The following is a 24,160-nucleotide window of genomic DNA, read 5'->3' as shown; positions in this document are numbered from 1 at the left end:
GCCCATGAGCACCACCGCCGGCGAAGACCCGCCCGCGACCGTCAAATGCCTGGTCTGGGACCTGGACAACACCCTGTGGCAGGGCACCCTGTCGGAGGACGAGCAGGTGGTGCTGGCCGACGAGGTACGCGAGGTCGTCATCGAGCTGGACTCCCGCGGCATCCTCCAGGCCGTCTCCAGCAAGAACGACCACGACCACGCCTGGGCCCGGCTGGAGGCCCTCGGCATCGCCGAGTACTTCGTGCTGCCGCAGATCGGCTGGGGCGCCAAGTCCGCCGCGGTGCGCCGCATCGCGGACCGGCTGAACTTCGCCCACGCCGCCATCGCCTTCATCGACGACCAGCCCGCCGAGCGCGCCGAGGTCGCCTTCCATCTGCCCGAGGTCCGCGGCTACCCGGCCGAGCAGGCGCTCGCGCTGCCCGACCTGCCCGAGTTCACCCCCGCGGCGAGCACCGTGGACTCGCGGCGGCGCCGGACGATGTACCAGGCGGGTTTCCGCCGGGAGGCGGAGCGCGCCGAGGCGACCGGCCCCGACGAGGAGTTCCTGCGCTCCCTCGACATGGTGATGCGCGTCGGCCGGGCGACGGGCGAGGAGCTGTCGCGGGTCGAGGAACTCACCCTGCGCACCAGCCAGATGAACGCCACCGGCGTGCACTACTCGGACGCGCGGCTGCGCGGCCTGCTCGCGGACCCGCACCACGAAGTGCTCGTCGTCACCCTCACCGACCGGTTCGGCCCGCACGGCGCGGTGGGCGTGCTCCTGCTGGAGCGGCGCCCGGAGATGTGGCACCTCAAACTGCTCGCCACCTCGTGCCGGGTCGTCTCCTACGGGGCCGGCGCGACGCTGCTGAACTGGCTGGCCGACGCGGCGGCCGGGGCGGGAGCGCACCTGGTCGCCGACTTCCGGGCCACCGATCGGAACCGGATGATGGAGATCGCCTACCGCTTCGCGGGCTTCGACGACCAGCTCTGCCCCTGCGTCGCCGGGCTGGCCGGCGACGCGCGGCCCGGGGCGGCGGGCGAAGGGCTCCAACGGCTGCACCTGGTGCCCGAGGCCCGCCCGGCGCCCACCACCATGCGGCTGGAGGCGCCGGTGCTCTTCGCCTGACGCCCGCCACCGCCCGTACCGCTGACGCCGCGCCCCGCCCCGCCCCGGGCACGGTCCGGCAGAAAGGCGAGCCTTTCTGCCGGACCCCGTCAGAGCTTGCGGGCGAGGGTGATGCCGTCGGCCATGGGCAGCAGGGACAGCTCCACCCGGTCGTCGTCGTGCAGCAGCCGGTTGAGGGCGCGCACCCCTTCGGTGTCCGCGTCCCGCGCGGCGGGGTCGGTGACGCGGCCGAAGAAGAGCGTGTTGTCGATGACTATGAGACCGCCCTGCCGGACCAGTTCCAGCGAACGCTCGTAGTAACGGCAGTAGTTGGCCTTGTCCGCGTCGATGAAGACGAAGTCGAACGAGCCGGGGCCGTGATCGGCCAGCAGCGCGGCCAGGGTGTCGTTCGCGTCGCCGATCCGCAGGTCGATCCGCGCATCGACCCCGGCGCGCTTCCAGTAGTCGGCGCCGAACGCCGGCCACCGATCCTCGATGTCGCAGGTCACCAGCCGCCCGCCGGCCGGCAGGGCGCGGGCCAGGCACAGGGTGCTGTACCCGGTGAAGGTCCCGATCTCCAGCACGGACCGGGCGCCGGTCAGCCCGGCCAGGAGGGCCAGTAACTGCCCTTCCTCGGCCATCACCTGCATGGCCTGACCGGCGGGCAGCGTGGCCGTGGCCTCGCGCAGCTCCCGCAGAATCACATCGTCCCGCAGGGACACCTCCCTGACGTAGTCGAGCAGTTCATCGGTTGCCGCTGTCTGGTGGGCCATGAAACGGCCTTCCCCTCTGGGGTGTCGTAGTCGTTGATCGAGCGGTGAGCGGGGCCGGTGCGGGCGGGCGCTCGCCTCACACGGCCCGGGGAGCGGGCGCGCCGCTCGCATGGAACACATTCTGGTGCCGGAACGCCTCGTGATACTGGGCCTGCTCCCGGGCGTACGCCTGGAGCAGCGCGTCCAGGCGGTAGCGCCCGGCGATGGGCGGGTGCAGGAGATGCGCCTCGACCAGCGTGTCGAGGGCGTCCTCGGCGCTCTCCTCGGAGCAGTTCAGCATGGCCGCGATCCTGCCGCGCGAGGTGTGCGCGGCGTTGGTCGCGCCCAGGGCCGTGAACACGGCGGCCGGGTCCACGCCGTTGGAGGAACGACGCGGCAGTTCCGTGTGGCCGGCGTCGAGGCTGGGCCGCACGTCGAGGTCGCCGATCCGCAGCGCGTCCAGCAACTGCGGTGCGTCGGTGAGCCTCTGGGCGAGATCGCCGAGGCTCCAGTGCGGGCGGTCCAGCTGGCGGGCGCCCGCGATGCGCAGCGCCAGCGGCAGGCCCGCGCACATCGCCACCACCGTCCGCGCGGCCTGCGGCTCGGCGTCCACCCTGGCCGGTCCGACGAGCCTGCCCAGCAGTTCCAGCGACTCCCGCTCGTCCAGTGGAGGCAGGGCGACGGTGTGCGCGCCCTCCAGGTCGGCGAGGCGCCGGCGGCTGGTCACCAGCAGCCTGCTCCCGCCGCTGCCCGGCACCAGCGGCCGGATCTGCGCGGTGTTGTCGGCGTCGTCGAGGAGCACCAGGAGCCGGCTGCCGGCGGTGAGGGAGCGGTAGAGCACCTCCCGCTCGTTCTCGTCGGCCGGGATGTCGGCCCGGGGGACGCCGAGGGCGGCCAGGAACCGGTTCAGTACTTCTCCGGCGGCCAGGGGGCGTTTTCGGCCGCCGAGTCCGGCGTAGAGCTGGCCGTCCGGGAAGGACTCCCGCAGGGCGTGGGCCGCGTGCAGGGCCAGCGCGCTCTTCCCGGTGCCGCCCCGGCCGGTGACCACGGCCGTGCCCACCGATCCGGTCGGGAGCCCCGCGGCCGTCAGGATCCGGCGCAGATCCGCCAGTGGTTCATCACGTGCGGTCAGCTCCGGTGGTACGGCCGGGAGTTGGGCGGGCCTGGGGCGGGAGGCGCTGTGCCACGGCCGGGGGGCCGCCGGGGCGGGGTGCGCCGCCGACGCGGCTCGCCGGGCGGTCCGGCCACCGGCGGCCCGGGCCTCGGGGCGGTCGTCGGCCGAAAGGATGCGCCGCTGTACTTCCCTGAGATCGGCGCTGGGTTCGGCGCCGAGCTGCTCCACGAGCAGGTCCCTGGTGCGCTGGTAGAGGGACAGGGACTCGGACTGCCGGCCGGAGCGGAACAGAGCGAGCATCAGTTTGCCGACGAGAGCCTCGCGCAGCGGGTTCTCTCTCACCAACCGCCAGAGCTCCGGTACGAGTTCGGCGTGCCGGCCCAGTGCCAGCTCGGCGTCGAAGCGCAGCTCCATCGTCTGGAGGCGCAGCTCCTGGAGGTAGCGGCCCTCGACATCGCGCAGCGTCTGGGACGGCACATTGACCAGTGGTTCGTCACGCCAGCCGGCCAGGGCCTCGGTGAGTTCGGCGCAGGAGTCCTCCATGTTCCCGACGTCGGCGTGGGCGGCCGCCCGGTTGCGGTGCGCGGTGAAGCGGCCGAGGTCGCTCTCGTCCTCGCCGAGGGCGATCAGATAGCCCGGCGCCCGGGTGATGATCCGCGCGGACGCCTGCTCCCCCAGCACCTGGCGCAGCCGCATGACGTACGTGCGTATGGTGGCGGCGGCGCTGGGCGGTGGGGCGCCGTCCCAGACATACCCCGCGATACGGTCCACCGACACCACATGGTTGACGTTGAGCAGCAACGTCGCCAGGACGACGCGTTGCCTGGGGGCCGATACGTACACCTCCCGCGCATTCAGCCGGACGGAAAGCGGGCCGAGCAGCAAGAATTCCAACGAACTCCCCATTCGTCCTGTTCGTCACGCAGGAGTCGTGACGGAGCGGGCCGTCTGGTGGTTCGCGGGCCCGTCGGCCAACGACGTCGAGCGATACCTCCAGCATCTTGGGAGCGCTCTGAACCGGTCAACGATATGCCGAGATGTTTAGGCATATTCCTAGAGCCCTTACCGGGGGGCCATGTCATGTTTGACATGGCCGTAGCCTGTTTTGTCTGTTTTAGGTGCCCATGTTCGATCCGCTTCGATGCGGGAGGGATGGTTTCTGAATCAAATTCAACCCGTCGCTCTCCCGGCCGCATCGCGGCCTTTCCCTGCCGGGCCTCGGGAATTCACATGGGCGAGTGCTATTCGATGGGCAAGTGTTCGAATTGCCATGCACCCTTGCTGAGATTCGACGGGGCGTGGCAGGGTGGGAATCACCGTACCCAGATCCTTCGGATCTGTGGAACCGTGAAGGGAAAATCCAGGCGACATGACTTCCTTACCCGTCGACAGTGGTCTTTGGTGCAGGCGCTTCCGCCCCTCCCCGGCGGCCACGAGCCGCCTTGTCTGCTTCCCGCACGCCGGCGGCTCGGCGTCCTTCTACTTCCCGGTCGCCGGTGAATTGCAGGGCCGGGCGGATGTGCTGGCCGTGCAGTATCCGGGGCGGCAGGACCGTCGCACGGAGCCGACCATCGAGGACCTCCGAACGCTGGCCGACAAGGTGTTCGAGGCGCTCCGCGACTGGACCGGCCTGCCCCTGACCTTCTTCGGACACAGCATGGGCGCCCTCGTCGCCTTCGAGGTGGCCAGGCGGTTCGAGCGCTCGGGGCAGGGGATCGAGCACCTCTTCGTCTCGGGCCGCCGAGGGCCCGCGGTGCCACATGAGGAGCGCCTGCACCTGCGGAGCGACGACGGCATCGTGGCCGCCGTGCGGGCCATGAGCGGCACGGACGAGAGCCTTCTCGACGACGAGGAGCTGGTCCGGATGGCGCTGCCCGCCCTCCGCGGCGACTTCCGCGCCGTGGAGACCTATCGCGGAGAGGCCGACGCGGTGCTCCAGTGCCCGATCACCGCTCTGGCGGGGGACCAGGACCCGCGGGCACCCCTGGACGAGGTGCGGGAATGGAAGGCGCACACCTCATCGGCGTTCGACTTCAAAGTCTTCCCCGGCGGTCACTTCTACTTGAGCAGCCGGCCCGCGGACGTGATCAACGTCCTCAGGGACCACTTCGATCGGTGACGCGCCCACTCGCGCGCCCACATACGCCCCACGCCCACTCACGCACCCACTCACGCACCCACGCCGACGCACGTACTTGCGCGGCCGATCGAGCCGGTGGCCGGCCTACGTCCGGCACCTGGCCGATGTATTGACGCACCTGACGCACCACTGAGGAAGGCGGGTGTACGGATTGACGCCGTTACGCGGTTCCACGGCGGTCGGCTCCACCGCGGCGCTGCCGAAGACCGGCGACCGGAGGGGCCCTTGTCGCCCCGCGGCCGAACGGGCCCCGGAGCGTACGGAATCGGCGGGGCGGCTTCACGGCGCCGGGAGCGGAACGGCCCCACCCGACACCGAGCGGCTCACCGCGCTCGACGCGTGCATCCTGGAGGGCATCGCCGTCGGCACCTCCACCGTGGAGCTGGCGGCGTCCCTCTACCTCAGTCGCAAGGGCGTCGAATACCGCATCGGACTGATGTTGCGTCAGTTCCAGGCGCCGAATCGGGTGGCTCTGGTCTCCCGCGCCCATTCGATCGGTATGCTCACCGTGGGCGCCTGGCCACCGCGGGTCCCCAAGAAATTCGTGGAGCAGTCCGACTGAGCGGCGCGGGCCGAGTCGGCCCGCACAACGCATTGCGGGATTCCCGAACCGGCTTGTCCGGGGGAAAGAAGAGAGGCGTGTACGGATTGTTTCAGGCCGCAATATCGTCTCGATAGCGCGCGCTGCGACATATCCCGTACGGGGAATTGCACCTTTCAGTAGCATGTGAATCGATGTTACGGTGCGATTGCATCGTGGTCGGAATTCCCCTCGGCTGGGGAGCCGCGCCTGTCACGGGCGCCGTACCGCGTCTTTCTCCTGTTTACCTTCCTGCTGGGGGCGAGAATGACTTTGGGCTATCTGTTCGGCGGCGGCGTCGGGACCGAGCCGCACGGTCTGGAGCTGTACCACGAGTACCCGGTCGTGCGGAGCTGGTACGAACAGGTCGCGCGGTGGACCGGGTTGACGGTTGGTCAGGTCCTGGAGGACGATCTCCCGGCCGCGCAGGAGGAGCGCCAGAGCATCGGTACGGTGCGGGAGGCCGCGCTCGCGATCGGCGTGCACGACGCGCTCGCCCAGTTCGGCCTGCGTCCCACCGCCATCGGCGGTCTCAGCCTGGGGGCGATGACGGCCAGCGCGCTGGCGGGGGCGCTGAGCAGACAGGAGCTGTTCGAGATGCTGGCGGGCGCTCGGGACACCCCCGAACTCCCCGCCGACGCCCCCGCCCAGGGCATCGCCCTCGCCTTCGCGCAGACCGCCGACGCCGGTTCCGCCCACCCGGGCGCGGGCCGCGCCGGAATCCACCTCGCCGGTGACTTCGGGCCCACGGCGGACGGCAAGCAGCGCATCCTCATGCTCGCCGGCTACGCCGAGGCGCTGAACGCACTGGCGGCCGAGGCCCCGCCCGGCACCGTCGTACCGCTGCCGGGCCGCACCATCGCGGTCCACTCGCCGCTGCGCAGGCACTTCCGCGACTTCATGGCCCCCCGCATCGACGCCATGACCTTCTCGACCCCCGAACTGCCCCTGCTCTCCTGCCTGGAGCCCAAGACGCTGACGGGCGCCGACGAGGTCCGCGACCTCTTCCAGCGCAACTCCACCGATCCGATCAGCCTGGTGGACGTCTACACCGGGATGAAGAGCGAGGGTGTGGAGCTCGGCCTCGTGATGGGGCCGTCGATCCCCGAGGGCATCCTGGCCTTCCCCTTCCCGGTCGTCCACATCGAGAAGCCCGAGCACATCCAGGAGGCGATCGGCACCGCGTACGACCTGGGCATCGACCTCACCGGCGGGCAGGTGCGGGCATGACCACCACCTCGGTGTCCGCTCCCACCAAGCTGTCGGGCGACCCCGACGCCCTGGTCGCGGGATGGCTCGACACCGACCTGGACCAGTGGTGCCGCAAGGTGGTCCAACGCCACTTCGACCCGGTGACCGGCAGCCCGTACTGGCTGCGGCGTGCCCGGCGACTCGACTTCGACCCGCGCGATATCACGCGCTACGACCAGCTCGAAGCCTTCGGCCCGTTCCGGCTGGAGAGCCTGCGCGAGCAGGACCCGGGGGATCTGACCCCGCAGTCCGTGCCCCGCCCCCTGGCCGGCCGCGTCTGGGACACCGGCGGTACCACCGGAACCCCCTGCCGGGTCTTCTACACCCCGGACATGCTGCTGCACAGGGCGGTCTGGCGCCGATGGTCCTTCGTGCGAGAGGGCTTCGCCGCCGGGCGCACCTGGCTCCAGGCCACCCCCACGGGGCCGCATCTGATCGGACACGGCGTGTGGGAGGTCTCCGAGCTGCACGCCGGCCAGGCGTACGCGGTCGACATGGACCCGCGGTGGGTCAAGCGGCTCATCCGCTCGGGCCGTCTCCAGGAGGTGGGGGACTACACCGCCCACCTCCTGGAGCAGATCACCGACGTGCTGCGGCAGGCGCCGGTGCAGTACCTCAACACCACGCCGGCGCTCTTCCAGACGCTGCGGCAGCGCCACCCCGACCTTGTCTCCGCCCTCGACGGCGTACGCCTGAGCGGCACTCAGGTGAGCGCTGACATGTACCGGGCCTTCAAGTCAGCGCTGGATGGCGGGATTTGCGGCCTCACCTACGGCAACACCTTTGGAAACGCGGCCTGTTGGGAAGTGGAGCAGGACGCAGAGCTGATCTCGTACGTACCGAACTACCCGCAGGTGACGATGGCGGTCGTGCGCAAGGACGACTGGTCGGCCACCGTCGACGCCGGGACGGTCGGCCAGGTGCGGCTCACCGTGCTGCACGAGGACCTCTTCCTGCCCAACATCCTGGAGCGCGACCAGGCGCTGCGCCACCGGGTCGATGAGTGGCCCTGCGACGGTGTTGCCAATATCCGCCCCCTGCAGACCACGAGTTCGGCCCCCGAAGGTCTGTACTGACGTCGCGTCACGGCTGCGCCGGGAGTGCGGGCGCCCTGTCGCCATTGCGGCCAGTGGGGCGTCGTATGTCTCCCGTGAATTGCATCCAAGATCTGCCGAACCGTCGTTCCGAAATGGTCCGCCGACAGAATCGGCCAACATGTTTCTTGGCAATCCTGGCCGTTGAACACCCCATCCGATCGCGTCTACCATTCGGCGACAAGGATGGCGCACGCGGAGCGAGAAGGCGGGGTGTTGAAAGAAATGACGAGCAAGCACGTAGAGAGTCAGCGCAGCAGGGTAAGCAAGGCGTTCGACCTCATTGACGTCAACGGCGACGGCGAGGTGGGCATCGAGGAAATCGAAGGGCTGGCGCAGCAGCTGACCAGTCGTTTCGGGCTCACGACCGACTCGAAGCAGTACGACGAATTCCGGCAGGCGAGCGTCGACCTGTGGCGCGATCTGCAGCACCAGCTCGACCAGAGCGGCGACCAGAAGATCAGCCGGAAGGAATACGTCGACTTCTACGCCGAAGCCGACCCGACGGTCGTCCGACGGGCTATGGAGCCGTTCGCGGGCCTGCTCTTCAACCTGTTCGACGCCGATGGCGACGGAAAGGTATCCCGCAGCGAGTTCGAACGGTACCACCGCGCCTGGGGAGTTCCCGCGGACCAGATCGAGGGAACTTTCGCGAAGCTCGACACGGACCGCAGTGGTGACCTGTCGAAGGATGAACTCCACGAGTATCTCGCCGGATTCATCTTCGGCGACTCGGGGTCGACCGGCTGACCCCGACCGCCCCGCGTTCAACCGACCGGGCCCGGCAGTTGAACAGCCGGGCCCGTTCTCCTCGCCCCCGTTCCGTACGGCGGCTCATCGCCGTTGGCACACCTGATCCCAGCTGATAGTTTCGCGGCGTACAGCAAGGGGCTTGACGCGGGGTGAGGGGGAATCCGTCGCGATGGCACTGATATCCGTCAACGGGATTCGCATCAATTACGAGGACCACGGTTCGGGCGAGCCCGTAGTCATGATCATGGGCACCGGAGGTGGCGGCCGTGCCTGGCGACTTCACCAGGTGCCCGCGCTGACCGCGGCCGGCTACCGGGTCATCACCTTCGACAACCGCGGCATTCCACCGACCGACGAATGCGCCGGTGGATTCACCATCGACGACATGGTGGCCGACACGGCGGGGCTCATCGAGGCCCTCGGCCTCGGACCGTCCCGCATCGTCGGAACCTCACTGGGCGGCTATATCGCCCAGGAACTCTCGCTCGCCCGGCCGGACCTGGTGCGGCAGGCTGTGCTGATGGCCACCCGAGGCCGAGTGGACGCCATGGGCCGGGCGCTGGCCGCGGCAGAGGCCGAGCTGTACGACTCGGGGCTGGAGGTGCCGCCCCGCTACGCCGCGGTGGTACGGGCCCAGCAGAACCTCTCGCCGCGCACCCTGGAAGACGACGAGCAGGCGCGGGACTGGCTCGACCTCTTCGAGATGGTCGTCCAGGACGGGCCGGGCACGCGCGTCCAGATGGACATCGCGCCGCCGGCGGACCGGCTGCGCGCCTACCGGCGGATCACCGTTCCCAGCCACGTCATCGCGTTCGGCGACGATGTGATCACGCCCGCGAAGCTGGGCCGGGAAGTCGCCGACGCCATCCCGGGCGCGGCCTTCGACGAGATCGCCGACTGCGGTCACTACGGCTATCTGGAAGATCCCGCGGCCGTCAACAAGGCCATCGTGGAGTTCTTCCGCCGCCCCGCCCAGTAGCCACCGCCCAAGAGTGAGAGCGGCCGCCTGACCGGCGGCCGCCGCGGGGATGAAGCCGGCCTCGGGGCGGGAGGCCGCCGCGTCACCGCACTGCGGCCGGGCGGCCTGGCGGGCCGGCGGCCGGGCGGGCCGGCGGCTGGGCGGCCGGGCGGCCCGGAGAGCGCCGCTGGGCCGGGCCCCTGCGAACCGGCCCACCGCGAACCGGCCGCTGGGTCCGGTCCGCCGCGGGCAGGAGCGTCAGCCGTCGGACGGCGTGCGGTTGAAGCCGCGCACCGCCAGGAGCACCATGACGACCAGCAACGCCAGCGTCGCGCCGACGGCCGCGTACACGGAGTTGCCGATGGGCCAGTCCAGCGCCACGCGCCGGGCGGCGTTCACGACGTACGTCAGCGGGTTGGCCTTGGCCACGAACTGAAGCCAGCTGGGCAGCACATGGATCGGCACGAAGGCGCTCGACGCGAAGGTCAGGGGGAACATCGCCAGCGGCCCGATCCCCGCGACGACCTCCTTGTTGCGCAGCCAGGACCCCAGCGCCAGGAACCCCCAGACCACCGCCCAGGTGACGAACAGCGTCAGCAGCACCGCCACCGCGAGCCCCAGCACACCGCCCCGGGGATGGGAGTCGAGCAGCAGCAGGGCCGTCGCCAGCAACACCGTGAGCTGCGCCGCGACCCGGACCAGATAGTCCAGGCTGCGGGCCACGAGCACCGAGGACATCCGTATCGGCATGGAGCGGAACCGGGACAGCACCCCGTTCTCCATGTCGAAGAGCAGGCTGTAACCGGCCCCTGTCGCCGTGCCGGTGGCGGTGGTGATGAGAATCCCCGGGAGGAGGTAGTCGATGTACGAGACGCCCGGGGGGAAGTTCTTCGGGTTCGACATGCTGCCGAACACCTGGCTCATGATGAGCAGCAGGATCAGCGGCTGGACCAGCTCGAACAGCAGCAGTCGCCGGTTGTTGACGAAGGCGCGTATGGAGCGGCCGGCCAGTACGCCGATCTGGGTGAGGCGGCTGCTGGCCGGCCAGCCGGGCGCGGAGGACACCCGCACCGGCGGCGCGGCGGGGCTGATGGCCGGGGTAGTCATCACAACTCCTGGACGGGATCAGTTGGCAAGGACGGTGGGCCGCTTGGTCAACGCGAGGTACACGTCGTCCAGCGTCGGCTCGGTCAGGGAGAACTCGGTGACGTCCAGCCGGCCCTGGTCCAGGGCGCGGACGACGGTGGCCAGATCCGCCGAGGTCTCGGCCGGGGTGCTGATGGAGCCGGTGACCTCGTCCTGGGCCGGTGCCAGTCCGGCCCGGCCGAGCGCGAGCATGATGGCGTAGGAGTCGGCGGGGTCGGCCGGCACGATATGCACCGCGCGGCTGCCCACTTGGGACTTGAGCCGCGCGCTGGTGCCGGACGCCACCACCGTGCCGTCGGCGAGGACGGTGATGGCTTCGGCCAGCCGGTCCGCCTCGTCGAGGTACTGCGTCGTCAGCAGCACGGCCGTGCCCTCGCGGACGATGCCCTCGACCACCTCCCACAGCGCCAGCCGGCTGCTGGGGTCGAGCCCCGTGGTCGGCTCGTCCAGGAAGACCACGTCCGGCCGGCCGACCAGGCTGGTGGCCAGGTCCAGCCGTCTGCGCATGCCGCCGGAGTACGTACGGGACGGGCGGTGCGCGGCCTTGGTGAGGTCGAAGATCTCCAGCAACTCATGGGCGCGGACCCGGGCTTGGCGGCGGCCGGCGCCAAGCAGCCGGGCGATGAGGATGAGGTTGTCGGTGCCGGAGAGGTTCTCGTCGACCGCGGCGTACTGCCCGGTGAGTCCGATGCGGCCGCGGACCTCATGGCTCTGGCGGACCACGTCGTAGCCGGCGATGCGCGCCGTGCCGCGGTTCGGCGGCAGCACCGTGCAGAGAATATTGATCAGCGTGGTCTTACCGGCGCCGTTATGCCCCAGCAGGCCGTGCACCGTGCCCGCGTTCACCGATATATCGACGGATGAGAGCGCCGTGACCTGTCCGAAGCTCTTTCCGATTCCGATTGCCTCGATCATCGGTCCATGCATCTATTACCCCCATGTGCAACACCTCGCCGTTGACGAGTTGTCATATCGGCGCGCACGGCACGCTACGGCCACTTTTTATGCAGTGTCAAAGATTCCCGCCCGGCCGAGAGGTATCCGCTGAGGAGTGCGGCTCGTTCGGTACACGGTTCACGAGATCCGCGCCACACTCCTTGTCCGGAGCCGTCGCCACCGAACAAGCGGAATGAGTCAATCATCTCCGCGATGCCGGTCCCACCGGCCGCGTCTTCAATTGGACGCGGTCATTCCTGTTGGTCTGCAGACCGGCGGTACGGGCCCGACGGCCGCTGTGACCACGGCTCGTGCTGGCGAATCCGAGCATGGCGTGAATAAGATCCGCTGTAGTCCCGCGTATCCGGCAGTGCCGGTGCACGCCGTCTCCAGGTGTGGCCGATACTTCGCCATGGCATTTCATCCCAGATTATACGGAGTGAATTACTCATGTATCGGACCATGATGAAGTCCAAGATCCATCGAGCGACCGTCACCCAGGCGGATCTGCACTATGTCGGCTCACTCACCATAAGCGCCGACCTGATGGAAGCCGCCGATCTGCTGCCCGGCGAAAAAGTGGACATCGTCGACATCGACAATGGCGCCCGGCTCTCCACCTACGTCATCGAAGGGCCCCGGAATTCCGGGGTCATCGGTATCAACGGAGCGGCCGCCCGGCTCATCAGCCCCGGCGATCTCGTCATCATCATCGCGTATGCCGGGGTGACGGACGAGGAGGCCAGGAAAATGGAGCCGCGCGTGGTCTTCGTGGACGAAGGGAACAAGGCCACGAACCTCGGCAGCGACCCCGCGGACGTGCCCGCCGATTCGGGCCTGCTGCGCGGAGACGTGCTGGCCGTATAGCCCGCCGTCCGTACGGGCCCCACGCCCGCCTGACACCCGCCGGCAGTTTCCCCCCGGACATCTGGAGAAGAAAGAATGCGCCTGAACCAGGAACAAGTCGACCAGTACCACGAGGACGGCTTCCTCACCATCGAATCCGCACTGGACCGGGGCGAGGTCGAACGCCTGCGCACGGCGTTCTCCCGCGACTGCGAGGTCCCCGGGCCCCAGCGGATCGCCGAGGACAACGGCGACGACGTACGCGCCGTCTACTCCTCCCACCACCGTCAGCCGGAGTTCGCCTCGCTCGTCCGCGACCCGCGCCTCCTGGCACCGGTCAAGCAGCTCCTCACGGAGCAGGTCTACATCTACCAGTTCAAGATAAACGCCAAGCCGGCGTTCGGCGGCGAGAGGTGGTCCTGGCACCAGGACTACGTCGCCTGGCGCATCGCCGACAATCTGCCCGCGCCCCGCCAGGTCAACGTGGGCATATTCCTCGACGACATCGACGAGTTCAACGGGCCGGTGATCTACCTCCCCGGCTCGCACCGCTCCGGCCTCGTCCGCGACAGCCGGGACGACGCCGCCAAGTCCGACCAGCACCTCGACCCGGACGACATCGCCCTCACCAAGGAGCAGTTGGCCGGCCTCGTCGCCGAGCGCGGAATGGTGAGCCCCAAGGGCCCCGCGGGAACGCTCGTCTTCTTCTCGCCGGAGATCGTGCACGGCTCCGCCCCCAACATGTCCCCGTTCCCCCGCAGGCTGCTCATCACCACCTACAACGACGTCGCCAACCTGCCGAGTTGGCCCGGCGACCCGCGCCCCGAGTACGTCGTGTGCCGGGACACCGAGCCGCTGCGCACCCGTGAGGCGCCCTTCCTCGACGGCCTTGAGACGGTGGCCGCGTGAGCGCCCGCACCGGCCGCGCGGTCGTCCTGGAGAGCTTCGGCCACCCGCCGGTCCTGCGGACGTTCGGCCTCCCGGCGGCCCCTGACGGCGGCATGGTCGTCGCGTGCACGTACGGCGGGATCTGCGGCACCGATCTCCACCTCCAGCAGGGCCACCTGGCCATCCCCACCCCGCTGGTGCTCGGGCACGAGGGCATCGGCGTCGTACGGGAGCTGGGCGCGGGCACTGCCCGGGACGCCACGGGCGCCGAACTGCGGCCCGGGGACACCGTGATGTGGGCGTCCTCGATCGCCTGCGGCAGCTGTGTGCCCTGCCGGCTGCACCGTGAACCGACGCTGTGCGAGAACCGCCGTACGTACGGGGTCAACCGCTCCGTCGGGCAGGGGCCGGCCCTCTCCGGTGCCTGGGCCGACCACATCGTGCTCCAGGAGGGCACCACGGTCATCAAGCCCGCCGACGGGGTGGACCCGCTCGCCGCGATGTCGCTGGCCTGCGCGGGCCCCACCGTCGTGCACGCCCTGTACGAGCGGCGTCCCGTGCGGGTCGGCGAGGTCGTCGTGGTCCAGGGCAGCGGCCCGGTCGGCCTCGCCGCCGCGGCGCTCGCCCAGCTGTCCGGCGCGGCGAAGGTCATCATCGTCGGCGGTCCGGCCGGCCGGCTCGCGGCGGCGGCCGCGGCGGGCATCGGCGACGTCCACCTCGACATCGCGGGCGCCGCCGACCCCGAACAGGTGCTGGCGCGGGTGCGCGAGGCGGCCGGCGGCGACGGGGCGGACCTCGTCATCGAGTGCGCGGGCGTGCCCGCCGCCGTCGGGCAGGGGCTGCGACTGGCGCGCAGGGGCGGCTCGTACCTCGTCATCGGCCAGTACACGGACGCGGGGGACACCCTGATCAACCCCCATCAGATCGTGCACCGGCAGCTCGACGTCATCGGTTCCTGGGCGTTCACCGGGGCGCATCTCGTCGAGTACGTGAAACTGCTGCCGGCGCTCACCGCGCGCTTCGACCTCAGGAGCCTGGTCACGTCCTACCCGCTGGAGGAGCACGCCTCGGCGCTGTCGGCGGTCGCGGACGGCTCGGTGATGAAGGCCGTGCTGGCGAGCTGAACCGCGCCGTGCGTACGGTGGGCACCGCCGGGGGAGCGGTCGGTACGGCGGACGCGTGTTCAACCGATCGGATCGGTCAGTTGAATGGCCGGCCGAGCCGTACGCCGAGCGGCCCCGGAACGTGCCGGAAAGCGCTGCGACGCACCGGAGGGGGCAGCGCCGGTCGCGAACTCCCTTTCCTGACGGTGGACTCTGCCCGCGATGTGCGTGAGCACAGCCTGGCACTTACCGGCGTGCGGGTGCATCCACCGGCCGGAGTACGTCGCGATTGACTTAAGTAGGGGGCCGTCCGGCAGGGCCGGACGGCGCATTCGAAGAAATTCACTGTGCCCTGACGGGGGCACGCGAGAGCGGGGAACGTAACGGTGGATCTCAGCCTGTTCTATTTCGCCAACGACAGCACCGAGGCCGGTGACAAGGGGCGGTACGAGCTCCTTATCGAAGGCGCCAAGTTCGCCGACGAACACGGTTTCTCGGCGGTCTGGACCCCGGAGCGGCACTTCCATCCCTTCGGCGGGATGTACCCCAACCCCTCCGTGCTGGGCGCGGCCGTCGCCTCGGTGACCGAGCGGGTCGCCATCCGGGCCGGCAGCGTGGTGGCGCCGCTGCACCACCCCGCCCGTATCGCCGAGGAGTGGTCCGTCGTCGACAACCTCTCCGGCGGCCGGGTGGGTGTGGCCTTCGCCTCCGGCTGGAACTCCGTGGACTTCGCCCTGCGGCCGGACGTCTACGACGAGCGCAAGCGGATCGTCTCCGACCGGGTCGGGGAGGTGCGCACGCTCTGGCAGGGCGGCAGCGTGCCGGGGACCGACGGGCTCGGCAGGCCGGTGGAGGTCCGGGCCTTCCCGCCGCCCGTGCAGCGGGAGCTGCCGGTCTGGCTGACCAGCGGCGGCAGCGTCGAGACGTTCCAGGAGGCCGGGCGGCTCAAGGCCGGTGTGCTCACCCACCTGCTGGTGCAGGACCTGGACATCCTCGCGGAGAAGATCCGGGAGTACCGCCGGGTCGCCGCCGCCGAGCACGACGGCTGGCCGGGCCATGTGGCGCTGATGGTGCACACCCTCGTCGGCGAGGACGTCGCCGCGGTGAAGGAGCAGGCCCGCCGGCCGCTGACGGAGTACCTCAAGAGCTCGCTGCACCTGAGCGCCCGCTCCGTGGTGGGGGACTCGGTCGATCTGAGCACGCTGCCCCCGGAGGACGTGGACTTCCTCGCGGCGCAGTCCTTCGAGCGGTACTTCCACCAGGGCGGGCTGTTCGGCTCCGTCGAGCACGCCGCCGAGGTGGCCGCGCGCATCGGCGAGATCGGCGTGGACGAGATCGCCTGCCTCATCGACTTCGGGGTGCAGACCAAGGACGTCCTCGCGAGCCTGGAGCACCTGGGGCGGCTGCGGTCGCTGGTGGCCTCCGGAGACTGACGGCTGACAGATGGCGGCCGCCGGCCCGGCGGCCGTGACGGAAGCGGCTGCCGGGCGGTGTTGGCGGAAGCCGCCGTGGCGGAAGCGGCCCGGCGGTGTTGGTGAAAGCGGCCGTGGGGCCTCGGCGGAAGTGGCCGGACGGTGCCGTCGGAAGCGGCCCGGCGGCCCCGGCGGGAGCGGCCGGGCAGCGCCCTTGATCATGTCTTTCGTCAGTGCCGGTGCGCCGGGCGGGCTTGTAGTTTGGGCAGGGTGATGGGGCAGCTCGTTGATCAGGTGAACCGCCGGCGGTACGAGGTCTCCTCGGCCCTGGCACAACTGGGCCGCCGTGAGCGCCTCGCGGACCTCGTGCTGTGGGTGTGCCTGTGCGTGCCCGTGGCCTACGACCTGATCCGGCTGCCCGCACCGGCGCTGGCGGTGTACGCGGGGATGCCCGCCCTGGCCGTGGCGATCCTGCTCGCCCGGGCCCTGCCGCTGCTCTCGCTCTACATCACCGTGGCGCTCAGCCTGTGCGTGACGCTGGACCTGTTCAACTCCTCGTTCTGCGTGGCGATGCTCGTCATGGGCTATCTCGTGGGGCGCAGGATGCGCCAGGAGCGGCCCGCGCTCATCGGTTTCGCGGTGATCGCGGCGGCCGGGCTGGTGGCCGTGGTGGCGAGCGGCGAGAACCTGTGGAGCTGGTTCACGATGGTCGTCACCCTCGGGCTGAACGTGCTGCTGCCCTGGATGGCGGGCCGCTACCGGCGCCAGTACGCCGATCTGACCCGGGCCGGCTGGGAGCTGGCCGAGCGCATGGAGCGCGAGCAGCAGATCGTCGCGGACCGGACCCGGCTGCGGGAGCGCTCGCGGATCGCTGGCGACATGCACGATTCCCTGGGGCACGAACTGAGCCTGCTGGCGCTGCGGGCCGGCGCCCTGGAGATGGCGCCCGATCTCGCCGAGCGCCACCGCAAGGCGGCGGGGGAGCTGCGCGCCGCGGCGGCGAGCGTCACCGAGAGCCTGCACGACGTCATCGGCGTGCTGCGCGAGGACGCGGAGACGGCGCCCAAGGCACCGGCGCGGGAGTCCGTCACGGATCTGGTGGAACGGGCGACCGCGTCCGGTCTGGCGGTCTGTCTGGCGGAGGAGGGCGAGCCGGTGCAGCTCGCGTTCATGGTGGACCGGGCCCTGTACCGGGTGATCCAGGAGTCGCTTACCAACGCGGCCAAGCACGCGCCGGGCGCGGCCGTCTCGGTGCGGATCGCGCATCTGCCGGACGTGACCGAGGTACGGGTCGTCAACGAGCCGCCCCCGGCGCGGTCGCACGCCTCCGCGGCGCGGCACACCGGTCTCCCCTCGGGGAAGAACGGGCTGGTGGGGCTGCGCGAGCGGGTGCGGCTGGCGGGCGGGACGCTGCACACCGGCCCGTACGAGGGCGGCTTCGAGGTGAAGGCGCGGCTGCCGCACACGGCGGGCGCCGCGCAGCCGCAGGGGGAGGAGAGCGGCGGCGAGGGCGCGTCGGAATCCGCCTTCCAGCGCCGGCACGCGCAGCGCCGGGCCCGCCGCGGCCTCAAGCAGGTGATCTTCGTGCCGCTGGTGGTGGCCGCGGTGCTGGCCGCGCTGATGGGGGCCTTCTCCTATATCCAGACGGAGCAGTCCGTACTGGACACGGCGAGCTATGAGCGGCTGCACGTCGGCCAGCGGCGGTCGGACGCGGAGGACCTGCTGCCGACGTTCCAGACCGACGTCCCCCCGCGCCGGGACGTCAAACCGATGCCGCACGGCTCCACATGCCGCTACTACCGGATGTCGCGGGAGCCGGACCCGACGCACGCCTACCGGGTGTGCTTCGTGCACGGCCGGCTGGCGGCCAAGGACGTGGTTCCGCTTCCGGGCGACTGAGCCACCGTTCAGGCTCGGGCGGAGCCGGCCCGCGTGAGAACGCCCACACGGGCCGGTTCCGGCGTACCGCAATTGACCTCGGTGAATCATGATTCACTCAGTTGTGCGTCTTCTGTTGTTCGGGCGGACTTTCCTCTTCCGTTTATGACGGCCATTGACTCCAAATCGATCACTTGTCTAGTGTCGATTCCATGCTCGGCCGTCGAGGCGTCGGCGACCGGGACAACGGGGTGGGCGGCCGTGCGGTTCGCATAGCGAACGCGGCGGCCGCGAGTTTGACGGGACGGGGGACTGCGCGTGTCGCGCGCTACGGGGAGGATTGCGGGTCGCTGTTCATGTCGCGGCCGCAACTGAAAGTTTATTTCTGCTCTTTTGTCTTGGTTCGCGATTGTCCTGGGTCGCGATTCTGTGCGACTTCATTTTCGGCAGCGGCCTTTCGGGCGCCGTGAATTTTCTGAGGGGGCGTTATGAGTACTGCGCTTGAACAGGCTTCGAGCGTGACCGGACTCGTGCGGGAAAATGTGGCGGCCGGCGGCCGGCGAAATGCCCTCACCTTTGTGAAGAGTCTGGACGGCGCACCCGACGACGAAACCTGGTCGTACGCCGAACTGGACGCCGAGACCCGCAAGGTCGCCGCCTGGCTCCAGGCCCACTGCGCCACCGGCGACCGCGTGCTGCTGCTCTACCCGGAGGGGCTGCACTTCACCGCCGCCTTCCTGGGCTGCCTCTACGCCGGCATGGTCGCCGTACCCAGCTCCCTGCCGGGCCAGTACGTCTACCAGCGGCGACGGGTCACCTCGATCGCCGACGACGCCGGCGCGTCCGCCATCCTCACCGACACGGTCACGCTGCCCTCTGTACGGGAATGGGCCGAGGCCGAAGGCCGCACCGCCATCGCGCTGGCCGCCACCGACACCGCGGACCTCGCCGACCCGGATGCCTGGACGGAGCCCGCGCAGGACCGCGACACCCTCGCCCTGCTCCAGTACACCTCCGGCTCCACCGGCGACCCCAAGGGCGTCATGGTCAGCCACGGCAACCTGCTGCACAACGCCATGTGCCTCACCAAGCCGTTCGGCATGACCGACCGCAGCCGGTTCGGGTCCTGGATCCCGCACTACCACGACATGGGCCTGATGGCCCTGCTGATCCCGCCGCTCGTGCTCGGCGGCTCCTGCGTGCTGATGAGCCCCACGACGTTCCTCAAGCGGCCGCACTGGTGGCTGAAGATGATCGACGTCTACGACCTCGACTGGTCGCCCGCGCCCAACTTCGCCTACGAACTGTGCGCGCGAATGGTCACCGACGAGCAGCTCGCCGGGCTCGACCTCTCCCGCTGGACGTACGCGCCCAACGGCTCCGAGCCCGTACAGGCCGCTACGCTCACGGCGTTCGCCAAGCGCTTCGCGCCCGCCGGATTCCGCAGCGACGCCTTCGCCCCCTGCTACGGACTGGCCGAGTCCACCGTCTTCGTCTCCGGCACCGGACCGCGTGAGCCCGTCGTACGGCGCGCCGACGCCGAAGCGCTGGCGAACGACGAGTTCCGCGCCGTCGAGGGCTCCCGCGCCGGACGCGACGTCGTCAGCAACGGCCGGGCGGACGAGTACGACGTGCGCATCGTGCACCCCCGAACCCTGGAGCCCCTGCCCGAGGGCGGCGTCGGCGAGATCTGGCTGCGCGGCCCCAGCGTCGCCCACGGCTACTGGGGCAACGAAGAGGCCACCCGCGAGGTGTTCCGGGCCCGCACCGCCGACGGGCAGGAAGGGTTCCTGCGCACCGGCGACCTCGGCGCCCTCCACAACGGCGAGATCCTGACGACCGGACGGCTGAAGGAAGTCCTCATCATCCGCGGGCGCAACCTCTACCCGCAGGACATCGAGTACGAACTGCGCGCCCAGCACAGCGAACTCGTCGGACTGTTCGGCGCCGCGTTCGCCGTGCCCTACCGGCAGGCGGTCGGAGCGACGGAGAACCTGCTGGTCATCACCCATGAACTCCGCGGACGCCACTCCGACGCGGACATGGCCAAACTGGCCAGCGACATCAAGCGGACCGTGTCCCGGGAGTTCGGCGCCAGCGCGTCCGGCGTGGTCCTGGTGCGCCGCGGCGGAATCCGCCGGACCACCAGCGGCAAGATCCAGCGGACCGCGATGCGGGACCTGCTGCTCGCCGGCGGTCTCAACATCGTCCACCTGGACGCCGACCCGAAGCTGCGCACGCTGCTCGACGCATGAGGTCCGGGCGGCCCGCCGGGGACGTCCGGCCGCCCGTCCAGCCGCTACCGCCACAGACAGAAGGCACGTTATGGGGGAGTTGGAAATGAGCATGCATCACTCGTCTGTTGCGGCTCTCGAAAAAGCGATGGGCGACGCCGACCAGCACGACGGCCCCTTCCGGCCCGGCAGCCTCGCCGAACTCGACGAGCGGGAGGCGTTCCCCGCCGCCGCGATCCGGGCGCTCGACGACTTCGGACTGGCCCGCCACTACGTGCCCGCACGCTTCGGCGGCCTGCTCGGCGACCACAGCGAACTGCTGCACCTCCTGCGCGCCGTCGCCCGCCGCGACCTCACCGTCGCCGTCGCCCACGCGAAGACCTTCCTGGGCGGCGCCTGCGCCTGGGTGGCCGGCGACACCGCACAGGCCACCGCCCTCGGCGCGGAGATCCAGCGCGGCGCGGTGGCCGCGTGGGGCCTCACCGAACGCCATCACGGCAGCGACCTGCTGGCCGGCGAGCTCTCCGCGACCCGCACCGACGCCGGCTGGGTCCTCGACGGCGAGAAATGGCTGATCAACAACGCCACCCGCGGCGACCTGATCTCCGTACTCGCCCGCACCGACCCGGCCGGCGGCCCCCGCGGCTTCAGCCTCTTCCTGGTCGACAAGCGAGCGCTCCCCGACGGCAGCTACACCCATCGGCCCAAGATCCTCACCCACGGCATCCGCGGCGCCGACATCAGCGGCATCGCCTTCCACCACGCCACCGTCCCCGAGGACGCCCTCATCGGCGAGGCCGGCGGCGGCGTGGAGACGGTCCTCAAGGCGCTCCAGCTCACCCGGACCGTGGCCGTCGGGCTCTCCCTCGGCGCGGCCGACCACGCGCTGAGCCTGGCCACCGGGTTCGCCGAGGGCCGCAACCTCTACGGCCGGCGCCTGACCGACCTGCCGCGCGTGCGCCGCATCCTGGGCGAGATCTCCGCGACGATCTTCCTCGCCGAGGCCACCGCCCTGGTCTCCGCCCGCAGCCCGCACGCCCTCACCGCGGAGATGAGCGTCGTCTCCGCCGTCACCAAGGCGGCCGTGCCCACCCTCGCCCAGGACGCCATCGACCGGCTCACCGAACTCATGGGCACCCGGGGCTTCCTCAGCCGCACCTACGCCGAGGGCCAGTACGCCAAGCTGGAGCGCGACCACCGCATCGTCGCCATCTTCGACGGCAGCACCGTCGTCAACCGCAACGCCCTCATCGACCAGTTCGCCCGGCTGGCCCGTGAATACCGCAAGGGCCGGTGGAACGCGGCCGGGCTCACCGAAACCGTCGACACCCAGCAGGAACTCACGGCCTTCGACCCCGCCCGCCAGCGACTGCTCTCCAGCGACGGATGCAGCCTCGTGCAGAGCCTGCCCGACGCCGCACGGAAGATCGCCGACTTCGCCGACCGCGGCCTCCTGCCGCTCCAGGTCTCCCGCATGGCGGACGAGCTGACCGCCGTCGCCGACCGGCTGCACGAGGACATGGCCGCCCTCCGCCGCACCCCCCGCGACGTACCGCCGGCCGCCTTCCACCTCGCCGAACGCTACGAACTGGTCTACGCCGGCACCGCCGCACTGCGGCTGTGGCTGCACAACGCCCACATCACCGACTCCGCCGCGGACCCCCAGCTGTGGCGCAACGGCCTGTGGCTGGGGGCGGCCCTCGCCGCCGTGCTCACCCGGCTCGGCTGCCCCGTCGACGAGTCGCACGCCGCCGCCTACGACCGGGTGGCCGACCGGCTGCTCCTCGAAGCGCCCACGGGCACGTTCTCCCTCCTCAGCACCGACCTGGCCTGGAGCACGTCATGACTGCCCCGCACAGCTCGCCGGACGCCGCCACCGCCCCCGCGCAGGCCCGGCTGGACGAACTCGACAAGCGGCTCGGCGATCCCTGGGACCGCGGCAACCCGCTCGGCTTCACGGCCGTACTCGACGCCGACGAACGCGCCGAGATGTTCGCCGACGGCGAGAGCGCCCTCGACGCCTACGGCCTCAACGCCGAGTTCGTACCCGCCGAGCACGGCGGCCGGCTCACCCGCGTCGACCACCTCGTCGAGATCATGCGGACCGTCTACCGCCGGGACCCCTGCCTCGGCCTCGGCTACGGCTTCAGCTCCTTCATCTCCTCCGTCAACGTCTGGACCGCCGCCGACGCGGCCCAGCAGCGCCAGGTAGCCGACATCCTGCTGCGCGGCGGCAAGATCGCCGCCGCCTACCACGAACTCGCCCACGGCAACGACATGGCGCGCACCGACTTCCAGGCCCTGCCCTCCGGCGCCGGCCGCCTGCTGCTCAACGGCCGCAAAGAGGTCGTCACCAACATCCAGCGCTCCGACGCCATGGTGATGTTCGCGCGCACCGACGCCCGCCAGGGCAGCCGCAGCCACTCCCAGATCCTCGTCGAGAAGGACCGCGTCGCCGCCGACCGGATGAGTTATCTGCCGCGGTTCGGCAGCGCCGGCATGCGCGGGGTCCAGCTCGGCGGCGTCGAGTTCCGCGACTGCCCCATCCCCGAGGACCGTGTCCTCGGCAATCTCGGCCAAGGACTTGAGACGATGCTCAAGTCCTTCCAGATCACCCGGACCACCCTCGTCGGCATGTTCACCGGCGCCCTCGACACCGGACTGCGCACCACCCTGCGGCACGTGCACGACCGCCGGCTGTACGGCCGTGCCGTCGCCGAACTGCCCCAGGTACGCTCCACCCTGACCGGCGTCTTCCTCGACCTGCTCATGTCCGAGGTCTTCGCCACCATCTCCACCAGAGCGCTGCACCTGGTCCCCGCCGAGACCGGGATCTACGCGCAGGCCGTGAAGTACTTCGTCTCCAAGACCCTCATCGACGCGATGAACCGCCTCTCCGGCGTACTCGGGGCGCACTTCTACATCCGCGACCCGCACAGCACCAACGCGATCTTCCAGAAGATGCTGCGCGACATCCAGCCCGCCGGCTTCGGCCACATCGCCCGCTCCGTCTGCCAGATGTCCCTGCTCCAGCAGCTCCCGCTGCTCGCCCGCCGGTCCTGGCTGCCCGGCACCCCCGCACCCGACGACCTCTTCCGGCTCGACGCCGACCTGCCGCCCATGCCCTTCGACCGGCTCGCCGTCAGCGCCGGCGGACGCGAACGGCTCAGCTCCTCGCTGGCCGCCGGACTCCAGGCGCTCTCCGCCGACGACCCGCAGCACCGCGAGGTCCGCCGGCTCGCCGAAGGGTTCGTCACCCAACTCGCCGCACTCGCCGAGGAGTGCGGGCGGCTGCCCGTATCCGAACTCGCCGTCGACGCGAGCTCCCACTCCTACGACCTGACCGCCCGCTACATCAACATCCTCGTAGCAGCCGCCTGTTACGAGACCTGGCGGCACAACCAGCACCACCCGGACCCCTTCTGGCGGGACCCCACCTGGCTCATCGCCGCCCTGGAACGGCTGTCCGCCCCGGCGGGCGCCGTCCGGGCCCCGCTCCCGGAGCACCTCGAACGCCACCTGTTCACCGAACTGACCCAGCGTCATGAAGCCGGACAGGGCTTCGGGATCAACAAGAACGGCCTGTCCGCCGGCTGACCGCGGGCCGACGGCCACAGCGCCGCCGCACGGCCGCCCGCGGCCACCGCGCCCCGAACCGCACATCTCGACCCGCACCAGGCGAAGGAGCCGTCATGTCCACTTCCGCTGTAGAGAACCAGGCCGACGGCAGGTCCACCGAAGACCTGCGCGTGTGGCTGACCGAGTGCGTCGCCCTGCACGTACAACTGGCACCCGAGCAGATCAAGCCCGACGTACCGCTCACCGACTACGGCCTGGACTCCATCTACGCCCTGACGGTCGCCAGCGAGATCGAGGACCACCTCGACATCAACCTCGACCCCACCGTCATGTGGAACCACCCGACCATCGACGAGCTCGTCGGCTTCCTCACCGAGGAAACGGCCTGACCGAGGCCCGGACGGCCCGG

The 24,160-nt window shown here is 70.5% G+C and carries 20 protein-coding genes; 16 read left to right on the top strand and 4 right to left on the bottom strand.

The annotated features are described in order from the left end of the window. Window positions 1-4: 4 nt before the first annotated feature. The gene (locus AC07AB_RS04925) at window positions 5-1,108 is read left to right on the top strand and encodes an HAD-IIIC family phosphatase (RefSeq protein ID WP_478560126.1); all 1,104 of its coding nucleotides are present in this window, start codon (window positions 5-7) and stop codon (window positions 1,106-1,108) included. 89 nt (window positions 1,109-1,197) lie between these two features. Here AC07AB_RS04925 and AC07AB_RS04920 read toward each other — a convergent pair whose 3' ends face one another. Together AC07AB_RS04920 and AC07AB_RS04915 are read right to left on the bottom strand one after the other, a co-directional pair. Next, window positions 1,198-1,860, bottom strand: coding sequence for an O-methyltransferase (locus AC07AB_RS04920; RefSeq protein WP_478560123.1), 663 nt, complete (start codon window positions 1,858-1,860; stop codon window positions 1,198-1,200). A gap of 76 nt (window positions 1,861-1,936) precedes the next feature. Beyond that, the gene (locus tag AC07AB_RS04915; RefSeq protein WP_478560120.1) at window positions 1,937-3,847 is read right to left on the bottom strand and encodes an AfsR/SARP family transcriptional regulator; all 1,911 of its coding nucleotides are present in this window, start codon (window positions 3,845-3,847) and stop codon (window positions 1,937-1,939) included. Between the two features lie 475 nt (window positions 3,848-4,322). On the opposite strand from AC07AB_RS04915, the gene AC07AB_RS04910 reads away from it, so the two are divergent. From AC07AB_RS04910 to AC07AB_RS04885, 6 genes are all read left to right on the top strand, one after another. Then, on the top strand, window positions 4,323-5,072 hold the full coding sequence (locus tag AC07AB_RS04910; RefSeq protein ID WP_478560118.1) for a thioesterase II family protein: 750 nt from the start codon (window positions 4,323-4,325) through the stop codon (window positions 5,070-5,072). Window positions 5,073-5,235: 163 nt separating this feature from the next. Next, window positions 5,236-5,655, top strand: coding sequence for a LuxR C-terminal-related transcriptional regulator (locus AC07AB_RS04905; RefSeq protein WP_478560115.1), 420 nt, complete (start codon window positions 5,236-5,238; stop codon window positions 5,653-5,655). Window positions 5,656-5,940: 285 nt separating this feature from the next. Then, window positions 5,941-6,903 carry an ACP S-malonyltransferase gene (locus AC07AB_RS04900; protein WP_478560112.1) on the top strand — a complete coding sequence of 321 codons (963 nt, stop codon included), beginning with the start codon at window positions 5,941-5,943 and terminating at the stop codon, window positions 6,901-6,903. Further along, the gene (locus AC07AB_RS04895; RefSeq protein ID WP_478560109.1) at window positions 6,900-8,000 is read left to right on the top strand and encodes an arylcarboxylate reductase; all 1,101 of its coding nucleotides are present in this window, start codon (window positions 6,900-6,902) and stop codon (window positions 7,998-8,000) included. The genes AC07AB_RS04900 and AC07AB_RS04895 overlap by 4 nt, the downstream gene beginning before the upstream one ends. Window positions 8,001-8,204: 204 nt before the next feature. Then, window positions 8,205-8,768 carry an EF-hand domain-containing protein gene (locus tag AC07AB_RS04890; protein WP_478560106.1) on the top strand — a complete coding sequence of 188 codons (564 nt, stop codon included), beginning with the start codon at window positions 8,205-8,207 and terminating at the stop codon, window positions 8,766-8,768. Between the two features lie 172 nt (window positions 8,769-8,940). Further along, window positions 8,941-9,750 carry an alpha/beta fold hydrolase gene (locus tag AC07AB_RS04885; RefSeq protein WP_478560103.1) on the top strand — a complete coding sequence of 270 codons (810 nt, stop codon included), beginning with the start codon at window positions 8,941-8,943 and terminating at the stop codon, window positions 9,748-9,750. A 237-nt stretch (window positions 9,751-9,987) separates the two neighbouring features. Here the strand turns inward: AC07AB_RS04885 and AC07AB_RS04880 are convergent, their stop codons facing one another. Continuing rightward, entirely contained in the window at window positions 9,988-10,836 is an 849-nt protein-coding gene (locus AC07AB_RS04880) for an ABC transporter permease (RefSeq protein WP_478560100.1), read from the bottom strand. Window positions 10,837-10,854: 18 nt separating this feature from the next. Beyond that, a complete protein-coding gene (locus AC07AB_RS04875; RefSeq protein WP_478560097.1) occupies window positions 10,855-11,790 on the bottom strand; it encodes an ATP-binding cassette domain-containing protein in 936 nt (311 codons plus the stop codon). A 471-nt stretch (window positions 11,791-12,261) separates the two neighbouring features. On the opposite strand from AC07AB_RS04875, the gene panD reads away from it, so the two are divergent. The 9 genes from panD (at window position 12,262) to AC07AB_RS04830 (ending at window position 24,140) form a co-directional block, all read left to right on the top strand. Continuing rightward, window positions 12,262-12,678, top strand: a complete 417-nt coding sequence (gene panD, locus AC07AB_RS04870) for an aspartate 1-decarboxylase (RefSeq protein WP_478560094.1) — start codon at window positions 12,262-12,264, stop codon at window positions 12,676-12,678. A 75-nt stretch (window positions 12,679-12,753) separates the two neighbouring features. Further along, window positions 12,754-13,566 (top strand): phytanoyl-CoA dioxygenase family protein, encoded by an 813-nt coding sequence (locus AC07AB_RS04865; RefSeq protein ID WP_478560092.1) that lies wholly within the window; start codon window positions 12,754-12,756, stop codon window positions 13,564-13,566. Further along, the gene (locus AC07AB_RS04860) at window positions 13,563-14,669 is read left to right on the top strand and encodes a zinc-binding dehydrogenase (RefSeq protein ID WP_478560090.1); all 1,107 of its coding nucleotides are present in this window, start codon (window positions 13,563-13,565) and stop codon (window positions 14,667-14,669) included. The genes AC07AB_RS04865 and AC07AB_RS04860 overlap by 4 nt, the downstream gene beginning before the upstream one ends. A 365-nt stretch (window positions 14,670-15,034) precedes the next feature. Continuing rightward, a complete protein-coding gene (locus tag AC07AB_RS04855) occupies window positions 15,035-16,081 on the top strand; it encodes a MupA/Atu3671 family FMN-dependent luciferase-like monooxygenase (protein WP_478560088.1) in 1,047 nt (348 codons plus the stop codon). Window positions 16,082-16,333: 252 nt separating this feature from the next. After that, on the top strand, window positions 16,334-17,959 hold the full coding sequence (locus tag AC07AB_RS04850; RefSeq protein WP_478560086.1) for a sensor histidine kinase: 1,626 nt from the start codon (window positions 16,334-16,336) through the stop codon (window positions 17,957-17,959). 497 nt (window positions 17,960-18,456) lie between these two features. Next, complete coding sequence (locus tag AC07AB_RS04845; RefSeq protein ID WP_478560084.1) at window positions 18,457-20,193, top strand: fatty acyl-AMP ligase; 1,737 nt, start codon at window positions 18,457-18,459, stop codon at window positions 20,191-20,193. An 85-nt stretch (window positions 20,194-20,278) separates the two neighbouring features. Further along, window positions 20,279-22,018 (top strand): acyl-CoA dehydrogenase family protein, encoded by a 1,740-nt coding sequence (locus AC07AB_RS04840; protein ID WP_478560082.1) that lies wholly within the window; start codon window positions 20,279-20,281, stop codon window positions 22,016-22,018. Further along, window positions 22,015-23,769: an acyl-CoA dehydrogenase gene (locus AC07AB_RS04835; RefSeq protein ID WP_478560080.1), complete on the top strand. Its 1,755-nt coding sequence runs from the start codon at window positions 22,015-22,017 to the stop codon at window positions 23,767-23,769. Before AC07AB_RS04840 ends, AC07AB_RS04835 begins: the two co-directional genes overlap by 4 nt. Window positions 23,770-23,864: 95 nt before the next feature. Next, a complete protein-coding gene (locus tag AC07AB_RS04830; RefSeq protein WP_478560078.1) occupies window positions 23,865-24,140 on the top strand; it encodes an acyl carrier protein in 276 nt (91 codons plus the stop codon). Window positions 24,141-24,160: the final 20 nt, after the last annotated feature.

The sequence above is a fragment of the Streptomyces sp. NPDC044033 genome (genome assembly GCF_056434425.1).
Note: the sequence above shows the minus strand (reverse complement) of the source record. Positions and strands in the feature narration are given on the sequence as shown.

Excerpts from the sequence above, each read along its gene's own strand:
- AC07AB_RS04925 (WP_478560126.1), top strand. The coding sequence starts at position 5 with ATGAGCACCACCGCCGGCGAAGACCCGCCCGCGACCGTCAAATGCCTG.
- AC07AB_RS04920 (WP_478560123.1), bottom strand. The coding sequence starts at position 1,860 with ATGGCCCACCAGACAGCGGCAACCGATGAACTGCTCGACTACGTCAGG.
- AC07AB_RS04910 (WP_478560118.1), top strand. The coding sequence starts at position 4,323 with ATGACTTCCTTACCCGTCGACAGTGGTCTTTGGTGCAGGCGCTTCCGC.
- AC07AB_RS04900 (WP_478560112.1), top strand. The coding sequence starts at position 5,941 with ATGACTTTGGGCTATCTGTTCGGCGGCGGCGTCGGGACCGAGCCGCAC.
- AC07AB_RS04895 (WP_478560109.1), top strand. The coding sequence starts at position 6,900 with ATGACCACCACCTCGGTGTCCGCTCCCACCAAGCTGTCGGGCGACCCC.
- AC07AB_RS04890 (WP_478560106.1), top strand. The coding sequence starts at position 8,205 with ATGGCGCACGCGGAGCGAGAAGGCGGGGTGTTGAAAGAAATGACGAGC.
- AC07AB_RS04885 (WP_478560103.1), top strand. The coding sequence starts at position 8,941 with ATGGCACTGATATCCGTCAACGGGATTCGCATCAATTACGAGGACCAC.
- AC07AB_RS04880 (WP_478560100.1), bottom strand. The coding sequence starts at position 10,836 with ATGACTACCCCGGCCATCAGCCCCGCCGCGCCGCCGGTGCGGGTGTCC.
- AC07AB_RS04875 (WP_478560097.1), bottom strand. The coding sequence starts at position 11,790 with ATGATCGAGGCAATCGGAATCGGAAAGAGCTTCGGACAGGTCACGGCG.
- panD (WP_478560094.1), top strand. The coding sequence starts at position 12,262 with ATGTATCGGACCATGATGAAGTCCAAGATCCATCGAGCGACCGTCACC.
- AC07AB_RS04865 (WP_478560092.1), top strand. The coding sequence starts at position 12,754 with ATGCGCCTGAACCAGGAACAAGTCGACCAGTACCACGAGGACGGCTTC.
- AC07AB_RS04850 (WP_478560086.1), top strand. The coding sequence starts at position 16,334 with ATGGGGCAGCTCGTTGATCAGGTGAACCGCCGGCGGTACGAGGTCTCC.
- AC07AB_RS04840 (WP_478560082.1), top strand. The coding sequence starts at position 20,279 with ATGAGCATGCATCACTCGTCTGTTGCGGCTCTCGAAAAAGCGATGGGC.
- AC07AB_RS04835 (WP_478560080.1), top strand. The coding sequence starts at position 22,015 with ATGACTGCCCCGCACAGCTCGCCGGACGCCGCCACCGCCCCCGCGCAG.
- AC07AB_RS04830 (WP_478560078.1), top strand. The coding sequence starts at position 23,865 with ATGTCCACTTCCGCTGTAGAGAACCAGGCCGACGGCAGGTCCACCGAA.